This is a genomic window from Kribbella sp. NPDC002412 (genome assembly GCF_053592935.1).
This window is the reverse complement of sequence record NZ_JBSFBL010000004.1, coordinates 164,069-185,508: the sequence shown is the minus strand read 5'-3', so window position 1 is coordinate 185,508 and position 21,440 is coordinate 164,069. Positions and strand designations below refer to the sequence as shown.

The window sequence follows — 21,440 nt, the reverse complement described above, 5'->3', positions numbered from 1 at the left end:
TGCCACGCCTCCGGCGCGGCGGGTCACGGGGCTTTGGCTCCCGGCCTTCCCTCGTCACTCCAGTCGCTTCGCTCCTTCCGCTCCTCAGCCCAGGCCGGGAGGCCCCGTGACCGGTCCCGCTGTCCCGCAACGGTTGGCCGCGCCTGAGCCCGGCTGGACCGACACCGTCGACGTGGTGGTGATCGGATCCGGTATCGCCGGCCTGACCGCTGCCCTGAAGGCCCGTGAGCTCGGCTCCGTGCTGGTGGTGACGAAGGACGTGGTCGCGTCCGGCTCGACCCAGTGGGCCCAGGGTGGGATCGCCGCCGCCCTCAGCCCGGAGGACTCGCCCGAGGAGCACCTCCAGGACACGCTCGTCGCGGGCGCCGGGCTGTGCGACCCGGACGCCGTACGGGCGCTGGTCACCGAAGGGCCGGACGCCGTCCGCGACCTGATCGACCTGGGCGCCCGGTTCGACACCGTCGACGGCGATCTGTCGCTGACGCGCGAAGGCGGGCACCACCGCAACCGGATCGCGCACGCCGGCGGGGACGCGACCGGCGCGGAGATCGAGCGGGCGCTGGTCGCCGCGGTGAAGCGGGCCGACGACATCCGGCTGATCGAGCACGCGCTCGTCATCGACCTGCTGACCGCCGAGGACGGCTCCGTCGCCGGCGTCACCCTGCACGTGATGGGTGAGGGCCAGCTGGACGGCGTCGGCGCGATCCGTAGCCGGGTGGTGATCCTCGCCTCCGGCGGGATCGGCCAGCTGTACGCCGCCACCACCAACCCCAGCGTGTCGACTGGTGACGGCATGGCGTTGGCGTTGCGGGCCGGGGCGAAGGTGCGCGACCTGGAGTTCGTGCAGTTCCACCCGACGGTGCTGTGGCTGGGCAAGAGCGCGAAAGGCCAGCAGCCGTTGGTGTCCGAGGCGGTCCGGGGCGAGGGCGCGTTCCTGGTCGACCACGAGGGCAACCGGTTCATGCAGGGTCAGCACGAGCTGGCCGACCTGGCGCCGCGCGACATCGTGGCGAAGGCGATCATGCGGCAGATGCTTGCCACCGGCAATGATCATGTGTACCTGGACGCCCGGCACTTCGGCGACGAGAAGTGGCGGGTGCGGTTCCCCACCATCCTGGCCTCCTGCCGTTCGCACGGCATCGACCCGGTCCGCGAACTCATCCCGGTCGCTCCCGCCTGCCACTACTCGTCCGGCGGTGTGTGGACCGACCTGAACGGCGAGACGTCCGTGCCTGGCCTGTTCGCCTGCGGGGAGGTCGCCTGCACCGGCGTGCACGGCGCCAACCGCCTCGCGTCGAACTCGCTGCTCGAAGGGCTCGTCTTCGCCCGCCGAATCGCCGCGCACCTCGAACACGGCCTGCCCGAGCTGCGCGAGGCGGCCCCGGACACCCGCGTCCCCGGTCTGGTCGACGCGGACGTCGTACCCGAGTTGCAGCGGGTGATGACGGTCGGCTCCGGCGTGATCCGCAGCGCGGCCGGACTGGCCGAGGCGGGTGCCGCGCTCGGCAAGCTGATCGAGCAGCCGGCCGGTGAGCCGGGTACACCGGGCTGGGAGGCGACCAACCTGGTCACGGTCGCGTCCGCGCTGATCGCCGCCGCCACCGAGCGCAAGGAGAGCCGCGGCTCGCACTGGCGCGAGGACCACCCGGATCGCGACGATCGCCACTGGTCGGGCAATCTGGACCTGACGCTGCCCGCCGAGAACGGCCAGGCAGTTCCGCGGACGACGTTTGTACCGCACGAAACCGAGGAGAATGACCGGCATGGATGACACTGTCGACCGGCAATGGGTCAGTGACCTCGTGCGGGCCACGATCGAAGAGGACCTCGCCGGTGGGGTGGACGTCACCACCACGGCCACGGTCGACGCGGACCAGGTCTCGGTGGCCGAGCTGATCGCCCGGACCGGCGGCGTGGTCGCAGGCCTGGAGATCGCCGAGCTGGTGGTCCGGCTGGTGGCCGCCCCGGACGAGGTGGAGCTCGAGTACTCCGTGACCGACGGCGCCCGCGTCGCCAAGGGTGACGTGCTGATGACGATCCGCGGCAAGACCCGGCAGCTGCTGACCGCCGAGCGGACCATGCTGAACCTGCTGTGCCACCTGTCCGGCGTGGCCACGCTGACCCGGCGCTGGGTGGACGCGGTCGAGGGCACCGGCGCGGTCATCCGGGACACCCGCAAGACGATGCCGCTGATGCGGTCGCTGGAGAAGTACGCCGTACGCTGCGGCGGCGGCAAGAACCACCGGATGGGCCTGTCCGACGCGGCGCTGATCAAGGACAACCACGTGATCGCGGCCGGCGGGGTGGCCGAGGCGTTCCGCCTGGTCCGCAAGGCGTACCCGGACCTCGCGGTCGAGGTCGAGGTGGACTCGGTCGAGGACGCGCTGATCGCGGTCGAGTCCGGCGCCGAGCTGATCCTGCTGGACAACATGGACGTCCCGTCGCTGCGCGAAGCCGTCGAGAAGGTGGCCGGCCGGTCGAAGCTCGAGGCCTCCGGCGGCCTGACCCTCGACCGGGCCCGGGAAGTGGCCGAGACCGGCGTCGACTATCTCGCGGTCGGCGCGCTGACGCACTCCGCGCCGGTGCTCGACATCGCGCTGGACCTGCAGGAGGCCTGATGCTGCTCGCCGTGGCCGTCGAGAACACCCGGACCCTGGTGGGCCTGGTCTTCGAGGGCACGGTCAAGCGGCACTGGTGGGTCGGCACCGATCCCCGCCGTACGGCGGACGAGTGGGCTGTACTGCTGCAGGGTTTGCTGAGCGGTGAGTCGCCGGTGTCCGGGATCGCGGTGTGCTCCGCCGTACCGCACGTGATGCACGAGCTACGCGACGTGGTCGGCCGGTACTACCACGACGTACCGAGTGTTGTCGTCGAGCCCGGTGTGAAGACCGGGCTGCCGGTGCTGGTCGACAACCCGCGTGAGGTCGGCACCGACCGGATCGCCAACGCGCTCGCCGCGGTCCACCTGTACGGCACTCCCTGCCTCGTCGTCGACGTCGGCACGGCGATCACCATCGACGTGGTCACCGAGGCCGGCGCCTTCGTCGGGGGAGTGATTGCCCCTGGCATCGAAACCGCGACCGATGCGCTCGGCAACGCGGCGGCGCAGCTTCGCCGGGTCGAGCTGGTCCGGCCGCGGTCGGTGGTCGCGAAGAACACCGTCGAGGCCTTGCAGTCCGGAGCGATCCACGGCTTCGCGGCGCTGGTCGACGGCCTGGTCACCCGGATCCGGGCCGAGCAGTCGCTGGCCGCGGAGACCCCGGTGGTGCTGACCGGCGCGCTCGCTCCGCTGATCGCCGAGCAGCTGGTGACGCCGGTCCGCAACGAACCGCTACTGACACTGCACGGTCTGTACCGGGCGTTTGCCCGCAACAACTAGACCCCCAGGTGCCAAAAATGCCCTAACGGGCAAAACCCCTTGTGCGCTGATGTGGCCGGGATCACTATGAGGTGAACGACTTCCGGGGTGGGGGGAAATATGAAGTCTGTTTATCGCGTACTCGCGGGCCTGATCGCGATCGGTGTGCTGCTCCAGGCGATGTCGGTCGCGCTCGGGTGGTTCACGGCCATCAAGGACCTGGACGACGGCGCCGTCATCGACAAGAACACCGAGTTCAACTTCGGCCAGAGCATGCACGGCCTGATCGGGATGATGGTCATCCCGGCCCTCGCGTTGCTGTTGCTGATCGTGTCGTTCTTCGCACGGGTGGCCGGCGGGATCAAGTGGGCCCTGATCGTTGTCGGGCTGGTCGCGTTGCAGATCGCGCTGGCCTTCGTCGCGTTCTTCGGCGCCCCCGCGGTCGGCGCGCTGCACGGTCTGAACGCCTTCGCGCTGCTCTGGGCCGCGACTGTCGCCGTACGGAAGGCGTCCGGCCCACCGCCGGCAGTCGCGGCGGAGACGCCGGCGACGCCGACCGAGGCGGCCAGGTAGATGCTGTTGGCAACTGACGTGCGCGTGGCCGCGGGCTGATGGCCGGGCGGCCACGTCGCCGCACTGCGATCGCGGTGCTGGCGACGATCGTCGTGCTGGCGCCGATCGCGTGGTTCTGGCAACGCAGCCTGGTGCCCGGGGACCTGTCCGCGATGGAGATGGGGTTCGCCGACTACGGCGGCGGGCCGGCGACGCACGCCCATCACGGCCAGGACGTCAGCACGCTCAAAGGCCCGACCGGTCCGGCCGACGTGGTCGTGGATCTCGTAGCCCGGCAGGAGCGGTTCGACATCCCCGGCCGTGGCCCGATGGACGGGATCACCCTGAACCACACGTCCCCGGGGCCCGAGATCGTCGCGAAGCAAGGCGATCTGGTCCAGGTGACGCTGCAGAACGAGTCCGTGCCCGACGGGATCACGCTGCACTGGCACGGCGTCGACGTACCGGCGGCTGAGGACGGTGTCGCCGGGGTCACGCAGGACGCGGTGTTGCGCGGGCAGTCGCATGTGTACCGGTTCGTCGCGAAGGACGTCGGCACGTACTGGTACCACTCCCACCAGGTGTCCCACGAGCAGGTGAAGAAGGGCCTGTGGGGCGTGCTGATCGTGGAACCGACGGCCGCCGACGTGGTCGCCGCGGTGCACACGTACGACAAGGTCCGCACGGTCAACGGCGGGTACGGCGAACGCCGGGTGGCAGCACCTGGATCGACGGTCCGCGTCCGCCTGATCAACACCGACAACGGACCGTGGGCCGCCTGGGTCGACGGAGCGCCGTACCGAGTGGTGGCGGTGGACGGGACCGAGGTGAACGCGCCTCCGGAGGTGAGCGACAAGTCCGTGCTGGTCACCGCGGGCGGCCGGGTCGATCTGCTCGTGACAATGCCGCAGGGGTCGGCGGTCCGGATCGCGCTCGGCGGTGGGCCGACGTCACTGGTGATCGGCGAGGGCAACGCCCCGGCCGGCGCCGAGCCGCGGGAACGGGTCGACCTGTTGTCCTACGGCAAGCCGGGCGAGCTCGGGTTCGACCCGGCCAAGGCGACCCGCGTGTTCCGCTACGACATCGGCCGGCGGCCCGGGTTCCTGGACGGGCGCCCGGGGCTGTGGTGGACGATCAACGGGCACCAGTACCCGGACGTGCCGATGTTCATGGTGACCGAGGGCGACGTGGTCCGGATGACGATCAAGAACTCCTCCGGCCAGGTCCACCCCATGCACCTGCACGGTCACCACGTCGTCGTCCTGAGCCGGAACGGGGTCGCCGCCACCGGCAGCCCCTGGTGGACCGACTCGCTGAACGTCGAGGACGACGAGTCCTACGAGGTCGCGTTCGTCGCGGACAACCCGGGCATCTGGATGGACCACTGCCACAACCTGCCGCACGCGGCGCAGGGCCTGGTGACGCACCTGATGTACAGCGGCGTGAACACCAAGTTCCACCTCGGCGGGTCGGCGAGCAATCAGCCGGAGTGAGCCCGCTCGATCGGGCGGCCGACGGTGAGCGCCTGGCGGAGCGCCTCCGGCAGGGTGTTGAAGGCGGCGTCCGGCGGGGTGCCGGTCGCCTCCAGGGTCTTGGAGAAGAAGCACCGGGCGGCCGCGGCGACCGTGACGTCGAGGACGTCGGCGTCGCTCAGGCCGGCCGACCTCAGCTCGTCCACGTCCGCCTGGGTGACGGTGTCGGCGGCCAGCGCGACCTTGCGGCCGAACGCCATCACCGCGCGGTCGACCGGATCGAGGGCCGGCTCCTCGACCAGCGCGGCGACCTCCTCGGACGTGTAGAACTTGTCGGCCAGGATCTGGCCGTGCGCGAGGCTGCAGTAGCTCGACTTCAGCGCGGTCGCCACGGCCAGCGTGACCAGCTCGTAGCGGCGCTGGTCCATGGACGCCTTGATCGCCCCGGCGAGCTGCTTCCAGGCGTCGTAGACCGCGGGCCGCGCGGCGAAGGTCCTGACGAAGTTCGGTACGTGGCCCGCCGGTGCCCGGTTGCTGTCGAAGAATTCCTGGTCCGACGGCGAGTCGATGTAGGCCATGCCGGTTCCCCCTCCGTGGCACTTTCACGGTAGATGCGGCATACCGATCCGGCAACGGCGCTGCGGGATGGGTACCTGGTACTGGGTATGGTTCACCCGGGTCGGTTGTGAGGCAGCTGAATCGAGGTGGTCGCAGTGCGGCGTTCGTTCGCCGTGGCGCTGGCGGTGCTGGTGGGCACCACGGCGTTGACCGCCTGTCAGTCGGATCCGATGCCGACCGACGTCGCGGTCTCCTGGGCCGGTGACGGCCGGACCGCGGTCCAGGTGAGCTGGAAGGACGACAACGCGCCGAACCGGATCACGATCGAGGGTGTGCTCAGCAGCAGTCCGTCGTACGTGAAGTACATCCCGGCCGGCGAGCCGAACACCTTCGACATCCCGACCTCGGTCTTCCCGCCGGACGGTAACTACCGGGTCGCGGTGGCCACCGGGACGTCGCAGGGCGGGGTGACCAGCAAGGTCGCGCGCTCGGACGTGTTCGACACCGACGGCCCGGTCCGCCCGGGCGCGGCCAGCGCGACCCCGATCGGCCGGGGTGTGCTGATGAAGTGGACGGTGCCCGCGGCGCCGCAGGACTTCACCCCGAACGACCCGCTGGACGTGAAGGGCCCGAAGACCCAGCGCTACGTGCCGATGATCGGGCGGCCGGGCGAGCTGATGCGGGCGATCGGCCCGGGGACGACGTCGACGCGGCAGCTGATCAAGAGCATCAAGCCGCCGTACCTGTTCCAGCTCAGCGCGCAGAACGAGTGGAGCACCCGGCTCGGCGGTGAGGTGCTCGGCCTGACCAGCTCGGTCAACGGAGTCGTGCCGGCGCTGGCCCAGTACAGCGTGCAGGTGCACGTCCGGGGTCGTGTCGTCCTGCAGGAGACGGTCTGCCCGGCTGAGAACCCGTGCGTCCAGCGACGGGCCACCCCGGCGGGTGTGCCGGTGGTGGTGCTGACCCAGGTCACCCCGGGGGCCCGCTGGACCCCGGCGGCCCGCGGCTCGACCACCGCCGGCGGGCACTACGACATCCCGATGGTCAACGGGCCGAGCCGTCCGTACAAGATCACCGTGCCGGAGTACACCCGCCTCGGCGTGCTGACCGGTCCGTCGAGCGACCGGCCGGTGTACACCAAGAGCGTGGTCCGGGTCGCGACCGCCGGGTTCGTCGGCGGTCCGGCCAAGCGGCGCGGCGACAACGTGATGGTCTACACGACGGTCACGCCGACGATGAACACGACCGTGGTCCTGCAGTCCTGGAACCGGCAGACCCGCAGGTGGGTCAACCTCAAAGCGGTGGCGATGCGCAAGGGCCAGGCCTCGCTGCTGTTCAAGGCGTCCCAGGCGGGCTCGTTCTCGTACCGGTTCGTCATCCCCGGGGCGATGATGTTCGGGCGGCCGATGGGCGGGACCATCACGCCGCAGCTACCCCTGAACGTCCGCTGACTCCGGCTCGGGCACCGGCCCGGGCGCCGGCTGCTTGCGGCGGATCTTGTAGTAGGTGTACGCCGCGACGCCGGCCAGCACCAGGACGACCAGGGCCCAGATCGACAGCTGGCCGAAGATCTTGTCCGCGTTGTCGCCGATGTTGTACGCGACGATCCCGATCGTGGTCGCCCAGGCGATCCCGCCGCCGGCGTTCGCGGCCAGGAACTGCGGGTAGGGCATCCGCAGCGTCCCGGCCATCGGGCCGGCGAAGATCCGCAGCAGCGCGACGAACCGGCCGAAGAAGACGGTCCAGACGCCGTACCGCTGGAAGTACCTCTCGGCGCGGACGATCCGGTCCGCGGAGAAGTGGTGGAACCGCCGGCCCAGCCGGTCGAACAGGCCGCGGCCGGCCTTGCGGCCGATGTAGTAGCCGATCGAGTCACCGATGATCGCCCCGGCGGCGGCCGCGCCGATCACGAGTTCCAGGCGCAGGTGTCCCTGTGAGGCCAGCAGCGCGGCCGCGATCAGCGTGGTCTCACCCGGTAACGGCACCCCCATGCTCTCGACCCCGATGACCAGCCCGACGACCAGATAGGCAACGATCGCCATCCCACCCGCAGGGACGGCGATCGCCAGCGCGAGTTCCCCCATGCCTCCATGTTTGCACCCGCCGACAACCGATTTAGGTGCTCAGGGCCCTAGTCGGGGGTGATTTCAGGGTTCTTGCCGTTGCTGACCTCCGGGGTCGTGCCGTTGAAGGCCTTGGTCACGTTCTGCAGGGCCGCGGTGACCTCGGACGGGATCACCCAGAAGGTGTTGCCGGGGCCCTTGGCGAGCTCGGGCAGCATCTGCAGGTACTGGTAGGCGAGCAGCTTCGGGTCCGGGTCGTTGCGGTGGATCGCCTCGAACACGGTGTCGATCGCCTTCGCCTGGCCCTCGGCCCGCAGGATCGCGGCCTGCCGGTCGCCTTCGGCCGTCAGGATCCGGGACTGCCGCTGGCCCTCCGCGGCCAGGATCGCGGCCCGCTTCTCGCGCTCGGCCCGCATCTGCTTCTCCATCGACTCCTTGATCGACGGCGGCGGCTCGATGCCCTTCAGCTCGACCCGGTTCACCCGGATGCCCCACTTGCCGGACGCCTCGTCCAGCACCCCGCGCAGGGTGGAGTTGATGTGCTCGCGCGAGGTCAGCACCTTCTCCAGGTCCAGGCTGCCGATCACGTTCCGCAGCGTGGTCACGGTCAGCTGCTCGATCGCCTGGATGTAGTTGGCGATCTCGTACGCCGCCGCCCGCGGATCGGTGACCTGGCAGTACAGCACGGTGTCGATGTGGACGACCAGGTTGTCCTCGGTGATCACCGAGCGTGGCTCGAACGAGACCACCTGCTCGCGCAGGTCGATCAGCGGCCGGGGCCGGTCGATGAACGGGATGACGATGTTCAGGCCGGGCTCGAGGGTGCGCAGGTACCGGCCGAGGCGCTCGACGTTGCTGGCCCGGGCCTGCGGCACGATCCGGACCGTCCGGATCACCAGCACGACGGCGAGCAGCGCGACGATCAGCCCGAAGATGATTTCGGCCATGGATCCTCCCGGGGATGGACGAGGGCGGTGGCCCCCTCGATGGCGAAGACGTCGACCGTGGTCCCTTCGGGGATGACCAGGTCGGGGTCGTAGGACCGCGCGCTCCACTCCTCGCCGCCGATCCGGACCCGGCCCGGCTCCCGGCCGACCTCGCGCAGCACCACGGCCTCGCGCCCGACCAGGGCGGCCACCCCGGACCGCAGCTGTGGGTACGACATCAGGTGCCGGCGGGCGACCGGCCGGACCAGCGTGATCATCGCGGCGGCGGTGACGGCGAAGGCGAGCAGCTGCAACCCGATCCCGAGCCCCAGGCCGGCCACCCCGGCCGCGGCCAGCGCGGCGACGGCGAGCAGGAGCAGATCGAGGGTCGCCGTCATCAACTCGGCCGTGCCGAGGACGGCGGCGAGGATCAACCACAGGAACCAGGACTGCATGGCGACCACCCGGCGGCGGAAAAGTACCTCTCTTTTCGAAGGTACCTCCGGATACGCCGAAGTTGACCTAACGGTTCAGCTTTCTTGTGGCGGCTTCCCCGCCGGTACGACGGCCGGCAGCCTGCTGACCCGCCGCCCGCCACGCCGCTCCCGGCCGTCGGCCGGCTCCTGGAACAATCGATTCGGCCGAAAAGGTGCTCACTCACTAGCCTTGAGCCATGACTGACGCACACGTGAACCCGGTGAACCCCGACAGCGGGCAGGACGACCTGCCCGAGCAGATGCGGGTTCGCCGGGAGAAGCGTGACCGCCTGCTGGCGGAGGGTGTGTCGCCGTACCCGATCTCGGTGCCGCGCACGCACCTGCTGAAGGACCTCCGGGCCAAGTACGACGCCCAGGAGCTGGAGCCCGACACCCGGACCGGCGAGCAGGTGTCCGTGGCCGGCCGGGTGATCTTCCTGCGCAACACCGGCAAGCTGTGCTTCGTCCGGCTCCGCGAGGGTGACGGGACCGAGCTCCAGGTGATGCTGTCGCTGGCCGATCTCGGCGAGGAGGAGCTGGCCCGGTTCAAGGCGCTGGTGGACATCGGCGACCTGCTGGCCGTCCAGGGCGAGGTGATCACCAGCCGTCGCGGTGAGCTGTCGGTGCAGGCGACCGGCTGGCAGATGGCCGCCAAGACGCTGCGCCCGCTCCCGAACGAGCACAAGCCGCTGAACGAGGAGGCCCGGGTCCGGCTCCGCTACGTCGACCTGATCGTCCGGGCCGAGGCCCGCGAGATGGTCCGGGCCAAGGCCGCCGTGCTGAAGTCGCTGCGGCAGACCTTCGACTCGCACGACTTCCTCGAGGTCGAGACGCCGGTGCTGCAGCTGACCAACGGCGGCGCCGCGGCGCGGCCGTTCACCACCCACCTGAACGCGTTCGACCAGGAGATGAAGCTCCGGATCGCGCTCGAGCTGGACCTGAAGCGGGCCATGATCGGCGGTGTCGACCGGGTCTTCGAGATCGGCCGCACGTTCCGCAACGAGGGCCTGGACTCCACGCACGCGGCGGAATTCTCGATGATCGAGGCCTATCAGGCGTACGGCGATTACGACTCGATGGCCGAACTCACCGAGGAGCTGATCCGGAACGCGGCCCGGGCGATCGGTCGTACCGTGATCACTGCGCGCGACGGTTCGACCATCGACCTGGACCAGCCGTTCCGGCACGCGACGCTTTTCGGGCTGGTCTCCGAAGCGGTCGGCACGCCGGTCGACCAGACCACCGACGTGGCCACGCTGACCAAGCTCGCCGAGCAGCACGAGGTCGAGCTGCAGCCGGGCTGGAATGCCGGTGAGATCGCGCTGGAGTTGTACGAGAAGCTGGTCGAGCACACTCTGATCCAGCCCACCTATGTGCGCGACTATCCGGAGTCCGTGCGCCCGTTGTCGAAGCCGCACCGGGAAATTCCGGGGCTGGTCGAGGCCTGGGACCTGATCATCAACGGGGTCGAGCTGGGAGTGGCCTACTCCGAGCTGAACGACCCGGTGATCCAGCGCGAACGCCTGGTGGAGCAGTCGTTGCTGGCCGCCGCCGGCGACCCCGAGGCGATGGAGCTGGACGAGGACTTCCTGCGCGCGATGGAGTTCGGGATGCCGCCGGCCGGTGGTATGGGGATGGGCCTGGACCGGCTGGTGATGTTGTTCACCGGGGTCGGTATCCGGGAGACGATTCTGTTCCCGTTGCTGCGCCCGGAGTGATTCCGCGATTCGGTCGCAGGATCGTTGCATAGCACAACGGACTGTCACTTTGAATCCCGGGGCCGAATTATTCCGGTCCAGCCGGTTTCAGGGCCTGCGAATACTCAAGGTCACGACCGCTGCACAGCGTCGCTCGGACCCCTCGTGATCCGGAGGGTTTAGTCACATCTTTCCCGCATATTGTGGACGGTGAATGACACGAACCCGGTTTGTGCGGTACAAATCAGGTGCAAACAAAACGGCAGGGGGATTGCGGCCCGGTGACGGGCGCGGAAAGGACTGTCATCGATGGCGCAAAGGGTGCAGGTAGTTCTCGAGGACGATCTCGACGGTGGTAAGGCCGACGAGACCGTGACCTTTGGGCTGGACGGGACGACGTACGAGATCGACCTGTCGAAGAAGAACGCCGCCAAACTGCGCGACGCCCTCTCCGGCTACGTCGGCGCCGGGCGCCGGGTGTCCGGCCGCCGCGGCGGCGCGGCCCGGGGGCGCGGCCGTGGCCGGTCGGCGTCGGACTCCGCGGACATCCGGGCCTGGGCCAAGGAGAACGGGTACGACGTGAGCGAGCGGGGCCGGATCTCCGCCGAGGTGCGCGCGGCGTACAACGAAGCCAAGTAATTCCGCTCGGACTGCCGGTCCCGGCCCCGTTGAGGGTGCCGGGACCGTCCGCATTCCGGTTGTTTCACAGTGTGGACAGTCAGGTGTGTGCGACTCGGCCGTGGGTGACTGACTCGGCAGGCAGCTCCAGGAATTCGCTGGTGGCGAACATGCTCGCCGATCCGCCCCGGGCGGGAACACGCTGGTGATCTGTGCGGTTGTTCCCTTGTGATGCCTCCCCGGCCGCCGGTCGAGCCGTGAGCATTTGTTCGCCGAGAGCGAGCCTGTCGGCACCGGGGACTAGCATGCATGTACGGGGGTCGGCCTACACGGCACGTCCGACTCCTCTGAGGCAAGGAGCGCTTTGGCGATGTTTGAACGATTTACGGACCGCGCCCGTCGGGTAGTCGTCCTGGCTCAGGAAGAGGCCAGGATGCTCAGCCACAACTACATCGGGACCGAGCACATCCTGCTCGGCCTGATCCACGAGGGTGAGGGTGTCGCCGCCAAGGCTCTCGAGAGCCTGGGTATCTCGCTCGAGGCCGTCCGCTCCCAGGTCGAGGAGATCATCGGCCAGGGGCAGCAGGCACCGAGCGGGCACATCCCGTTCACCCCCCGCGCCAAGAAGGTGCTGGAGCTCTCCCTGCGCGAGGCCCTGCAGCTGGGCCACAACTACATCGGCACCGAGCACATCCTGCTCGGCCTCATCCGCGAGGGTGAGGGTGTCGCCGCGCAGGTCCTGGTCAAGCTCGGAGCGGACCTGAACAAGGTCCGGCAGCAGGTCATCCAGCTGCTGAGCGGGTACCAGGGCAAGGAGACGGCGTCGGCCGGAGCCGGGGCCACCGAAGGTGCTCCCAGCAGCTCCCTGGTGCTCGACCAGTTCGGCCGGAACTACACCCAGTCCGCCCGCGAATCGAAGCTCGACCCGGTGATCGGGCGCGAGACCGAGATCGAGCGGGTCATGCAGGTGCTGTCCCGCCGTACCAAGAACAACCCTGTCCTGATCGGTGAGCCGGGCGTCGGCAAGACCGCGATCGTGGAGGGTCTGGCCCAGCAGATCGTCCGCGGTGACGTCCCGGAGACGCTGAAGGACAAGCAGATCTACTCCCTCGACCTGGGCGCCCTGGTGGCCGGTTCGCGCTACCGCGGCGACTTCGAGGAACGCCTGAAGAAGGTGCTCAAGGAGATCCGCACCCGCGGCGACATCGTGCTGTTCATCGACGAGATCCACACCCTCGTCGGGGCCGGCGCGGCCGAGGGCGCGATCGACGCGGCGAGCATCCTGAAGCCGATGCTGGCCCGCGGTGAGCTGCAGACGATCGGCGCGACCACCCTCGACGAATACCGCAAGTACGTCGAGAAGGACGCCGCGCTGGAGCGCCGGTTCCAGCCGATCCAGGTGGCCGAGCCCTCGATCGCGCACACGATCGAGATCCTCAAGGGCCTCCGGGACCGGTACGAGGCGCACCACCGGGTCACGATCACCGACCCGGCCCTGGTGCAGGCCGCGCAGCTGGCCGACCGCTACATCTCCGACCGGTTCCTGCCGGACAAGGCGATCGACCTGATCGACGAGGCCGGCGCCCGGTTGCGGATCCGCCGGATGACGGCTCCGCCGGACCTGCGCGAGTTCGACGAGAAGATCGCGAACGTGCGCCGGGAGAAGGAGTCGGCGATCGACGCGCAGGACTTCGAGCGCGCCGCGAGCCTGCGCGACGACGAGAAGAAGCTGATCAACGCCAAGTCGGAGCGCGAGAAGCAGTGGAAGGCCGGCGACATGGACGTCGTCGCCGAGGTGGACGAGGAGCTGATCGCCGAGGTGCTGAGCACCGCGACCGGCATCCCCGTCTTCAAGCTGACCGAGGAGGAGTCGTCCCGGCTGCTCGACATGGAGAAGGAGCTGGCCAAGCGGTACATCGGCCAGGAGGACGCGGTCAAGGCGCTGTCCCGCTCGATCCGGCGTACCCGCGCCGGCCTGAAGGACCCGCGCCGCCCGAGCGGCTCGTTCATCTTCGCCGGCCCGTCCGGCGTCGGTAAGACCGAGCTGTCGAAGGCGCTGACCGAGTTCCTGTTCGGCGACGAGAACGCGCTGATCAGCCTCGACATGTCGGAGTACTCCGAGAAGCACACCGCGTCCCGGCTGTTCGGTTCGCCTCCTGGTTACGTCGGCTACGAAGAGGGTGGCCAGCTGACCGAGAAGGTGCGCCGCAAGCCGTTCAGCGTGGTGCTGTTCGACGAGGTCGAGAAGGCCCACCCGGACATCTTCAACTCGCTGCTGCAGATCCTGGACGAGGGTCGCCTGACCGACGCCCAGGGCCGCGTGGTCGACTTCAAGAACACCGTGATCATCATGACCACGAACCTGGGCACCAAGGACATCGCCAAGGCGGTGAGCCTCGGCTTCGCCCAGGCCAGCGACACCGGCGGCTCGTACGAGAAGATGAAGGCGAAGGTCACCGAGGAGCTCAAGCAGCACTTCCGGCCGGAGTTCCTGAACCGCGTCGACGAGATCGTCGTCTTCCACCAGCACGGCATGGACGAGATCGTGAAGATCGTCGACCTGATGGTCGCGCAGGTGGAGGAGCGGCTGAAGGACAAGGACATGGGCATCGAGCTCACCCCGGCGGCCAAGGAACTGGTCGCCAAGCGGGGCTTCGACCCGGTCCTGGGCGCCCGCCCGCTGCGCCGCGCACTGCAGCGCGACGTGGAGGACGTGCTGGCCGAGAAGATCCTGTTCGGCGAGCTGCGGCCCGGCCAGATCGTCCTGGTCGACGTCGCTCCCGAGGGCACGGTGAACGAGGACGGCCTGGCCGAGTACTTCACGTTCGTCGGCAACCAGAAGTCCACCACGCCCGACCTGGAGCTGACCGACCTGACGGCCGGCGGTTCCACGGGCCTGCAGGACTCGTAACCCGCACCAACCCACAGAAGGCCCCCGCGCAGACCGCGCGGGGGCCTTCTGCCGTTCGTCACCCTTGGTGGCAGGTCGAGCAGGCGGTACGGCGGCGGTAGTAGTACGCGGCCGTGGCGACGGCCAGGGAGGCGCCCCAGAGCGGGAACGGGAGGACGAGCAGGTCGAGGAGGTTCTCGACCGTCGAGGAGTCCGGGCGCCAGAGCAGGCCGACCAGCGAGGCGCTGGCGACCAGCAGCAAGGTGGCGGCCACCGCGCCCGGGACGACGGCCGCCTGGAGCGGCACCGGCCGGCCGGCGACGATCGGGATCCACCGCGGCCACACCTCACCCCACGGCCGGATCAGCCCGAGCGTGACGATGCCGGAGGTCAGCGCGATCAGCCCGAGTCCCAGGCCGAACAGCTTGAGCCCGGGCTCGGCGTTCAGCTCGTCGGCGTCGAAACCGATCGGGTTCGGCAGCAGCCAGGTCATCCGCAGCAACGCGTACGGCATCGGGCAGAGCACCGCCACGATCGTGGCCCAGAACCCCCACCGCCGAGCCGCCTGCGGCCGCGTCCAGCTCGCGCCCGGCCGGCCACAGCGCAGGCACCTGCCACGGGCACCGCGCAGCCCGCGGACGCCGAGGATGGCCCAGCCGGAGCCCAGCAGGAAGGCGCCGGACACGAACAGCGGCGTGGTCCCGACCTTCGCGGGCACACCCGCAAGCCCCTCGGCCAGCTCGCGGAACGCAGCCCAGTTGAACAGCCCGGTGGTCAGCTCCACCACGACCACGGCCGCCGCCACCCCAACCAGCAGCACCCTCGTCGCCGGCTGCTTCCACGCGCCGACGATCAACCAGACAACGCCCGCCGGCAGGCCGAGCAGCACGAGCAGATACCCGGCCAGGACCACGACGGTGACACTCGGTGCCAGGAGCCCGAACAGCACCACCTGCACCGCCGTGAAGACCAGCAGCGGCCGGTACGCCGAAGCACTCCACTCGGTCCGCGCATGCGCGACCGCCGCCGGAACTCCCAGCACACCCAGTACGGCGATCAGCCCAGCGCCGATCTGGTCCGGCAAGTGCCCCAGCAGCGACAACCGCTCGTCGTCCGGCGGCACCGGCCCGAACGCATACCCACCGGCTCCCAGCAGCCAGGCGACACCGGCGATCCCGTAGGCCAACGACAACACCGCCACCAGAACCGGCAAGACACTCTTGGTCCGGTCCCGCGTCTCCACAACGCCCATCGCTTCCTCCAGCCGTCAGTGCTCTCACTGTCCGGCCGGAGGGCCCGCACCCGCTTCAGCCGCGAGAGTGTTCGCGCTCCCTCCCGCGGGGGAATCAGCGCGTACGGCGCAGCCGGCTGATCGCGTCGGAAACGGCCGCCTGGGTGGGCCGATCAGGGTGGTTGTTCTGGGCAACCAGTTCGGCGGTGGCGGCGAGGAGCCAGAGCAGGGAGGTGGCGAGGGTGAACGCGGGACCCGGTCCGGGCCAGCTGTCGGTGAGCGTGTCGATGGTGGTGGCTTGCCAGGCCGTGGCCAGACCGACGATCGCGACGACGGCTGTGATGGCAGTGGCTGTCTGCGTCCAGATGCCTGGTTTGAGAAGCAAGGCGATGACAGAGGTGATGACGCCGGCCAGGCAAGTGAAGGCGAGTGTGGGCTGGACCTCGATGCCCAGCTGCCAGACCGAGAGGCCGTAGCGCCTGCTGTAGGTCCAGGGCAGGAAGAGCGTCCCGCCGGTGGCGATCGCAACGAGCAGGGTCGCTCGAGCGAACCATCGGTGCTCGGACCGGGCCAGCTCGGCCTCGGCGGCGTCCAGCCGGCGGGGGAGCTCCTCGTCCGGGAAGTCGGTCATCGCGCCGTCTCCAGGCGGATGAGGTCGTTGCCCAGCTGGAAGTAGAGCGCCTGGCCGATCACGGTCACCTGGTCCGCGGCCTGCGGCACACCTTGCCTAGGTCCCGCGATCACGGTGACCCGTCCTGGCGCATCCACGCGCACGAGGTGGCAGCCGTCGTACCCCCAGAGTTTGCCGTCCGGGCCGGTGAACCACGTGCCGTCCGCGGTCAGCTGTGCGGCCGGTACGCCGGTCGCCGAGACCGGCCAGCCCGATGTCGATCCGCCGAGCAGGACGGTCGTCCGATCGTCGACCAGGACGAGCTGCTCGCCCAGGACCATCGCGACCTGGCCGGACGCGAGCTGCGCCAGCCCGTTCGGACGGAGCTCACCTTTGACCTGCACCCGCCGTACCGTGTGGCCGGGTCCGTAGCGGTTGTAGAGACTTCCGCCGATCGCCGATACCACGCGGTCCCCGGCGGCTGCGGCGTACTCGCCCTTCTGGCTGCCCGGCACCGGCTGTGGGTCACGCACCACCGTCGTGCGGCCACGCACGAGGTGTACGGCGCTCTCCATCGAGCGCCGGTCGACCACCGTCCACCACACGCCGCCCTGTCCGTCAGGAGCGAAAGCACGAGCAGCCAGCGGCACTCGCACCCGGACCAGCCGCCCGGTGGCGTCCAGCGCGAGCTGCGTGCTCACCCCGGCCGCACCCACCACCGGCACAGCCGGCACCGGAGTGGCCTTGAACGTTGTCGTGCCGTCCGCCGGCTTCCGGCGATCACAGCGCGGGGCCGGCGGAGGTGCGGCCGGATACGAAGCGGCGGCAGCGGCCGCATCAGGGATCTCCAGCACCTGATCGCCGCCACCAGGCGAGGTCCCCAGCAAGACCGACCCGTCCGGTCGAGCTTCGATGCTGTCCACACCCTCGGCCCCACCTGGCAGCTCCCGCAGTACGCCGTCCGGCGTGATGACCGAGGTCGGAGCACCACCGCCAAGCCACACGTTGCCTCGTACGTCGACAGCGAAGGCATCGACCGTCATGGACGAGCTGGCGGCGTCACTGCTCAGCACACAACCAGCCGGGGCCACTCCGGTCAGCTGCTGCGGCACCCCACCCGTCCGGATCATCGCCAACCCGGTCTCGCTCGTCCGCCAGGCCGTCGTACCGTCCGGACCGCTGGAGATCGCGTTGCCCGGTGCGCCTGGGCCGGGGTCGACCACGAAGTCCGCGAGGCGGATGCCCTTGCGCAGTTGGTTCGCCGGGAACTGCCAGGTGGTCGTGGATCCCCACACGACGATCGACCTGTCCGCGTTGCGGTGGCTGAGTGCGGGACCGATGCCGGTGGCAAGGACGTCCACACCGGGCGTGACGTAGTAGCTGCCGTCCTTGTTCTTGTGGCTCAGGCTGATGTCGGCGGTCACGAGGTCGAGTGGCACCGAGAGGATCGCCCACGGCTGACCGCGGGCGCCACCGGCGAGCACGACCAGGTGGTTGTCGGTCACACCCCAGAGGGCGGGCGGCGTGGGACCGTGGTTCAGCGTGACCTGGGGGAGCGCGACGTCATCGTCGTACGCGAAGACTGTCGAGCTCTCCGAGCCGGTCCGCCCCAGCAGCCACTGGCCCGGCGAACCGTCGAGTGTCCAGGCCAGCGAGTCCAGCGGGTCCGACGTACCGATGGAGACGCGCATGCCGAGGCGGTCGACCAGTTGGCCACCCTGCAGGTCCAGCAACCGGTGCGGGACCCCGGCGACGACTGATGGTTGGTACGCCGCTCCAGTAGCCGACGGCACCAATATGCCGGCCAGTACGCCCACTACGGCGGCACCAGCCAGCACAGCCAGTCGACGTCGACGCGCACGCAGCAGAGCTGCTGCGCAGAGGCACAGCCCCAGGCCGAATGCGATCCAGGCACCGATCGCGGCGCGGTAGCCGACACCGTTCGGCAACGAGGGTGGTAGCCACAGCAACTGCGACAGGAGACCCGCGACTACCACTGACCCGGTGGCGACGGCGGCTGCTCGTCGTACCAGGCCCGTGGAGACCACCGTCGCCACTGCCAACCCGCAGACGATGAAGGCCCACGGCCGGGCGGACGGGATCTCCCAGAGCTGAGACCGGGCTAGACCGGCCTCGGCCGCGGTCGGCCCGAGAGCGACCGGGTCGACCAGTTCGCGCCACGGCAGCACGGTCGAGATCAGCAGGAGGACGGCGAGGGTACCGCTGACGAAGGGAAACAGTTGGAAGCGAAAAGACGTCCACGAGTCGACCTGGTCGCCCAGCCGGACGAAGACTGCCCGCAATTCGGACTGGTTGAGCGGTTCAGCGGACCCGTCGCCGGAGCCCTCGTCGGGCACTGTCCAGGGGGCTGTCGAACGGGTCGCCCAATGCGCGGCGACAGCTGTTGCGAGCGTTCCGCAGACAATCGTGCCGATCACAGCCGGTGAGGTCGCACAGCTCGGCCGGCCCTGGGCGGCGAATCCGATCCAGGCCGTGACGGTGACCAGTCCGATGGCCGCCGTACCGCTGGAACGGACCTGCCGGCGAAGCCGGAATCTGTCGGCAGACAAGCGATCCACGAGCACCAGCAGCACGATCGTGACCGGCAGCGCGAGGGCCGCGGCACGGCCGCTGACTGGTTGGGTGGAGGCTCGCCAGAGGTAACAGCCTGTGCCCGCCGGGGCCGGGACGAGCACCGCGAACGCCGTCCCGGCAGCGAGACACGCCAGCATGACACCATGCCGTCCGGATCGTCGTATGGTCCTGCGATGGGTGATCGACTCGGTGCGGAGAAGAGCCGCCGCGGCCTTCGATTCGGTGGGAAGCTCGCGCAGCGGCATGAAAAAGAAGTTACCTGGCACCCATGTACCGCGTTGTAACGCTGTGACCACGCTGATGGGACCCGGACTGTCGGAAAGGGGGCCGGGGATGGAATCATCTCGTCGCATGGACGCACCGCGTCTGCCGCTGACCCAGGAACCGGTCGCTGACACCGGTTCCTTTGGCGTGCGGCAAGCGGGCGGAGTGCTCGAACGTGCCCAGCGGATCGCCGACACGCTGCGGGAGCAGGCGGAGTACGAGAACGACCTCGCCCACGAGGAGGCGGCCCGGGTCCGCGCCGAGAGCGAGCGGCTGAAGGCGGAGGCCGAGGCGGCCGCGCAGAAGATGCGCGCCGACGCGACGTCCGCCGCGCAACGACTGCTCAACGACGCCGAGCGCGCCGCCGAGCAACTGCGCACCGAAGCCGAGTCCGAGGCCGACCGGGTCCGCACCGAAGCCGAGACCACGGCCGAGCGGCTCCGGTCGGAGTCGACCGCCGAAGCCGACCGGGTACGGCGTGACGCTGCCGCCGCGGCCGAGAAGCTGCAGCGCGAGTCCACCGCCGAGGCGGACCGCGTCCGGTCCGAGGCGACCGCGATCGCCGAACGGCTGAAGGCCGACTCGGAGTCCGCGGCCGAGCAGCTCCGGGCCGCGGTCGCGGAAGAAGTGGCGAGGCGCCGGGCCGAGTCCGAGGCCGCGGCGGAGAAGCTGCGGGACGAGAGCCAGGCGGCGGCCGACCGGCTGCGGGCCGAGTCGCAGGCCGCTGCCGACCGGCGGATCGCGGCCGCCGAAGCCGAAGCGGCGCGGCTGAAGGAAGAGGCCGACGAGCTGCTCGAGGAAGCCCGGATGGCCCGGGAGGCCGCGCAGCACACGGTCGACCGGGCCGGTCGCGAGGCCCAGCAGCTGGTCAAGGACGCCGGCGAGCAGGCCGCGCTGGTCTCGCAGGCCGCGGTGCGCAACGAGGCCGACCTGATCGCCCGGGCCGAGACCGAGGCCGCCGAGCTGCGGGCGGCGGTGGAGCGCGAGGTCGAGGCGGCCCGGGTGAAGTCTCGTGTCGAGATCGCCGATGCGCACGCCGAGATCGAGCGGCTGCGCGGCGAGAACCGGGCCGAGCTGGAGCGCCGGACCGCCGAGCTGGAGGAGACCGAGCGGGCCAAGCTGGCCGCCATCTCACTCGAGATCGACAAGCTGCGGGCCGAGGCAGTCGCCGAGATCGCGGAGCGCAAGGCCGAGGCCGAGGCAGGCAACGAGCGGCTGATGGCCGACGCCCGGGCCCAGGCCAAGCTCGTCGTCGACAGCATCGAGGCAGATCGCCGTACGGCGGCCGCGGAAGCGCACCGCATCGTCGAGGACGCGAACAAGGCCGCCGAGGCCGCGCTCGCGGAGGCCGAGAAGCAGACCATCTGGAGCAAGAGGACGGTCGACGACCTGATCGGCGCGGCCGAGTCCGAGGCGCAGTCGATCCGCGAGCAGGCCGCCGCCGACGCGGCCGAGCTGCTGCGGCAGAAGCGGGCCCACCTGCGCCGCGTGGTCGGCCGGACGACCAGCCGGCTCAAGCAGACCAAGGACGCGATCGCCCGGGAGAACGCCGAGCTGACGACGCTGGCCGAGACCACGCTGACGACCGCGACCGAGCAGGCCGAGTCGACGCTGGCCGCGGCCAAGCAGGAAGCCGAGAAGCTGACCGCGCAGGCGCAGTCCCGGGCCGACCGGCTGAAGACCGCGGCGCAGACCGAGGCCCGCGAGATCGTCGAGCGGGCGAACCGCCGCGAGGCGGAGGCCGAGGCCAGCACCCAGGTGCTGCGCGAGCGCGCCGCCAACGACCTGGCCGGCGCCCAGCGGCAGTCGCACGAGTTGATCCGCAAGTCCCGCGCCGAGGCTCAGCAGATCGAGGCGCAGGCCCGCGAGCACGCCGACGAGCTGCGTGCCCAGGCCCGAAAACTTCTCGCCGACGCCGAGGCGAGGGTCGCGGCGCTGAACCAGCGCCGTGATGAGATCACCAAGGAGCTCACCCAGCTTTCGGGTGTGATCGAGGCACTCGCTGTACCGGGATTCCGTCCAGGTGGTGGAATGTCCTCCAGCGAGGGTTCCACGGGGGAATCAGGATGAGGACGTGACAGTCAGATCCTTGTCAGTGACAATGTGTGATCCACCCACCCACCGAAGTGA

17 protein-coding genes are annotated in these 21,440 nt (G+C 69.9%); 10 read left to right on the top strand and 7 right to left on the bottom strand.

What is annotated here, in order from left to right:
- The first annotated feature begins 106 nt into the window (after window positions 1–106).
- The 5 genes from ACWCOV_RS05170 (at window position 107) to ACWCOV_RS05150 (ending at window position 5,403) form a co-directional block, all read left to right on the top strand.
- The gene (locus ACWCOV_RS05170) at window positions 107–1,771 is read left to right on the top strand and encodes an L-aspartate oxidase (RefSeq protein ID WP_449827944.1); all 1,665 of its coding nucleotides are present in this window, start codon (window positions 107–109) and stop codon (window positions 1,769–1,771) included.
- On the top strand, window positions 1,764–2,618 hold the full coding sequence (gene nadC, locus ACWCOV_RS05165) for a carboxylating nicotinate-nucleotide diphosphorylase (RefSeq protein WP_449827943.1): 855 nt from the start codon (window positions 1,764–1,766) through the stop codon (window positions 2,616–2,618). Before ACWCOV_RS05170 ends, nadC begins: the two co-directional genes overlap by 8 nt.
- Window positions 2,618–3,379, top strand: a complete 762-nt coding sequence (locus tag ACWCOV_RS05160) for a type III pantothenate kinase (protein ID WP_449827942.1) — start codon at window positions 2,618–2,620, stop codon at window positions 3,377–3,379. The genes nadC and ACWCOV_RS05160 overlap by 1 nt, the downstream gene beginning before the upstream one ends.
- Window positions 3,380–3,478: 99 nt before the next feature.
- Window positions 3,479–3,931, top strand: a complete 453-nt coding sequence (locus tag ACWCOV_RS05155; RefSeq protein WP_449827941.1) for a hypothetical protein — start codon at window positions 3,479–3,481, stop codon at window positions 3,929–3,931.
- A gap of 38 nt (window positions 3,932–3,969) precedes the next feature.
- Window positions 3,970–5,403 (top strand): multicopper oxidase family protein, encoded by a 1,434-nt coding sequence (locus ACWCOV_RS05150; RefSeq protein ID WP_449827940.1) that lies wholly within the window; start codon window positions 3,970–3,972, stop codon window positions 5,401–5,403.
- Here the strand turns inward: ACWCOV_RS05150 and ACWCOV_RS05145 are convergent.
- A complete protein-coding gene (locus ACWCOV_RS05145; protein ID WP_449827939.1) occupies window positions 5,391–5,960 on the bottom strand; it encodes a carboxymuconolactone decarboxylase family protein in 570 nt (189 codons plus the stop codon). The two genes, ACWCOV_RS05150 and ACWCOV_RS05145, sit on opposite strands and share 13 nt — an antisense overlap.
- A gap of 135 nt (window positions 5,961–6,095) precedes the next feature.
- Between ACWCOV_RS05145 and ACWCOV_RS05140 the strand changes: the two genes are divergently transcribed.
- Window positions 6,096–7,391, top strand: coding sequence for a hypothetical protein (locus ACWCOV_RS05140; protein ID WP_449827938.1), 1,296 nt, complete (start codon window positions 6,096–6,098; stop codon window positions 7,389–7,391).
- Here ACWCOV_RS05140 and ACWCOV_RS05135 read toward each other — a convergent pair.
- Genes ACWCOV_RS05135 through ACWCOV_RS05125 form a run of 3 tightly spaced genes read right to left on the bottom strand, consistent with a single transcriptional unit; the run spans window position 7,371 to window position 9,384 of the window.
- Complete coding sequence (locus tag ACWCOV_RS05135; RefSeq protein ID WP_449827937.1) at window positions 7,371–8,024, bottom strand: DedA family protein; 654 nt, start codon at window positions 8,022–8,024, stop codon at window positions 7,371–7,373. The two genes, ACWCOV_RS05140 and ACWCOV_RS05135, sit on opposite strands and share 21 nt — an antisense overlap.
- A gap of 47 nt (window positions 8,025–8,071) precedes the next feature.
- Complete coding sequence (locus ACWCOV_RS05130) at window positions 8,072–8,950, bottom strand: SPFH domain-containing protein (RefSeq protein WP_449827936.1); 879 nt, start codon at window positions 8,948–8,950, stop codon at window positions 8,072–8,074.
- Window positions 8,926–9,384 (bottom strand): NfeD family protein, encoded by a 459-nt coding sequence (locus tag ACWCOV_RS05125; RefSeq protein WP_449827935.1) that lies wholly within the window; start codon window positions 9,382–9,384, stop codon window positions 8,926–8,928. Before ACWCOV_RS05125 ends, ACWCOV_RS05130 begins: the two co-directional genes overlap by 25 nt.
- Before the next feature lie 218 nt (window positions 9,385–9,602).
- Here ACWCOV_RS05125 and lysS point away from each other — a divergent pair, with 218 nt between their 5' ends.
- From lysS to ACWCOV_RS05110, 3 genes are all read left to right on the top strand, one after another.
- Window positions 9,603–11,123, top strand: a complete 1,521-nt coding sequence (gene lysS, locus ACWCOV_RS05120; RefSeq protein ID WP_449827934.1) for a lysine--tRNA ligase — start codon at window positions 9,603–9,605, stop codon at window positions 11,121–11,123.
- A gap of 288 nt (window positions 11,124–11,411) precedes the next feature.
- Window positions 11,412–11,741, top strand: coding sequence for a histone-like nucleoid-structuring protein Lsr2 (locus tag ACWCOV_RS05115; RefSeq protein ID WP_449827933.1), 330 nt, complete (start codon window positions 11,412–11,414; stop codon window positions 11,739–11,741).
- A gap of 349 nt (window positions 11,742–12,090) precedes the next feature.
- The gene (locus tag ACWCOV_RS05110) at window positions 12,091–14,631 is read left to right on the top strand and encodes an ATP-dependent Clp protease ATP-binding subunit (RefSeq protein WP_449827932.1); all 2,541 of its coding nucleotides are present in this window, start codon (window positions 12,091–12,093) and stop codon (window positions 14,629–14,631) included.
- Window positions 14,632–14,689: 58 nt separating this feature from the next.
- Here the strand turns inward: ACWCOV_RS05110 and ACWCOV_RS05105 are convergent, their stop codons facing one another.
- The 3 genes from ACWCOV_RS05105 to ACWCOV_RS05095 all read right to left on the bottom strand — a co-directional run bounded on the left by ACWCOV_RS05105 (window position 14,690) and on the right by ACWCOV_RS05095 (window position 19,183).
- Window positions 14,690–15,862, bottom strand: a complete 1,173-nt coding sequence (locus ACWCOV_RS05105; RefSeq protein ID WP_449827931.1) for a hypothetical protein — start codon at window positions 15,860–15,862, stop codon at window positions 14,690–14,692.
- Window positions 15,863–15,956: 94 nt separating this feature from the next.
- Entirely contained in the window at window positions 15,957–16,472 is a 516-nt protein-coding gene (locus ACWCOV_RS05100) for a hypothetical protein (protein ID WP_449827930.1), read from the bottom strand.
- Window positions 16,469–19,183: a hypothetical protein gene (locus ACWCOV_RS05095; RefSeq protein WP_449827929.1), complete on the bottom strand. Its 2,715-nt coding sequence runs from the start codon at window positions 19,181–19,183 to the stop codon at window positions 16,469–16,471. The genes ACWCOV_RS05100 and ACWCOV_RS05095 overlap by 4 nt, the downstream gene beginning before the upstream one ends.
- A 214-nt stretch (window positions 19,184–19,397) precedes the next feature.
- On the opposite strand from ACWCOV_RS05095, the gene ACWCOV_RS05090 reads away from it, so the two are divergent.
- On the top strand, window positions 19,398–21,380 hold the full coding sequence (locus tag ACWCOV_RS05090) for a kinetoplast-associated-like protein (protein ID WP_449827928.1): 1,983 nt from the start codon (window positions 19,398–19,400) through the stop codon (window positions 21,378–21,380).
- Window positions 21,381–21,440 lie beyond the last annotated feature (60 nt).

What these genes read in the sequence shown, in the direction of transcription:
- nadC (WP_449827943.1), top strand. Translation starts at nt 1,764, where the DNA reads ATGGATGACACTGTCGACCGGCAATGGGTCAGTGACCTCGTGCGGGCC.
- ACWCOV_RS05160 (WP_449827942.1), top strand. Translation starts at nt 2,618, where the DNA reads ATGCTGCTCGCCGTGGCCGTCGAGAACACCCGGACCCTGGTGGGCCTG.
- ACWCOV_RS05155 (WP_449827941.1), top strand. Translation starts at nt 3,479, where the DNA reads ATGAAGTCTGTTTATCGCGTACTCGCGGGCCTGATCGCGATCGGTGTG.
- ACWCOV_RS05150 (WP_449827940.1), top strand. Translation starts at nt 3,970, where the DNA reads ATGGCCGGGCGGCCACGTCGCCGCACTGCGATCGCGGTGCTGGCGACG.
- ACWCOV_RS05145 (WP_449827939.1), bottom strand. Translation starts at nt 5,960, where the DNA reads ATGGCCTACATCGACTCGCCGTCGGACCAGGAATTCTTCGACAGCAAC.
- ACWCOV_RS05135 (WP_449827937.1), bottom strand. Translation starts at nt 8,024, where the DNA reads ATGGGGGAACTCGCGCTGGCGATCGCCGTCCCTGCGGGTGGGATGGCG.
- ACWCOV_RS05130 (WP_449827936.1), bottom strand. Translation starts at nt 8,950, where the DNA reads ATGGCCGAAATCATCTTCGGGCTGATCGTCGCGCTGCTCGCCGTCGTG.
- ACWCOV_RS05125 (WP_449827935.1), bottom strand. Translation starts at nt 9,384, where the DNA reads ATGCAGTCCTGGTTCCTGTGGTTGATCCTCGCCGCCGTCCTCGGCACG.
- lysS (WP_449827934.1), top strand. Translation starts at nt 9,603, where the DNA reads ATGACTGACGCACACGTGAACCCGGTGAACCCCGACAGCGGGCAGGAC.
- ACWCOV_RS05115 (WP_449827933.1), top strand. Translation starts at nt 11,412, where the DNA reads ATGGCGCAAAGGGTGCAGGTAGTTCTCGAGGACGATCTCGACGGTGGT.
- ACWCOV_RS05110 (WP_449827932.1), top strand. Translation starts at nt 12,091, where the DNA reads ATGTTTGAACGATTTACGGACCGCGCCCGTCGGGTAGTCGTCCTGGCT.
- ACWCOV_RS05105 (WP_449827931.1), bottom strand. Translation starts at nt 15,862, where the DNA reads ATGGGCGTTGTGGAGACGCGGGACCGGACCAAGAGTGTCTTGCCGGTT.
- ACWCOV_RS05100 (WP_449827930.1), bottom strand. Translation starts at nt 16,472, where the DNA reads ATGACCGACTTCCCGGACGAGGAGCTCCCCCGCCGGCTGGACGCCGCC.
- ACWCOV_RS05095 (WP_449827929.1), bottom strand. Translation starts at nt 19,183, where the DNA reads ATGCTGGCGTGTCTCGCTGCCGGGACGGCGTTCGCGGTGCTCGTCCCG.
- ACWCOV_RS05090 (WP_449827928.1), top strand. Translation starts at nt 19,398, where the DNA reads ATGGACGCACCGCGTCTGCCGCTGACCCAGGAACCGGTCGCTGACACC.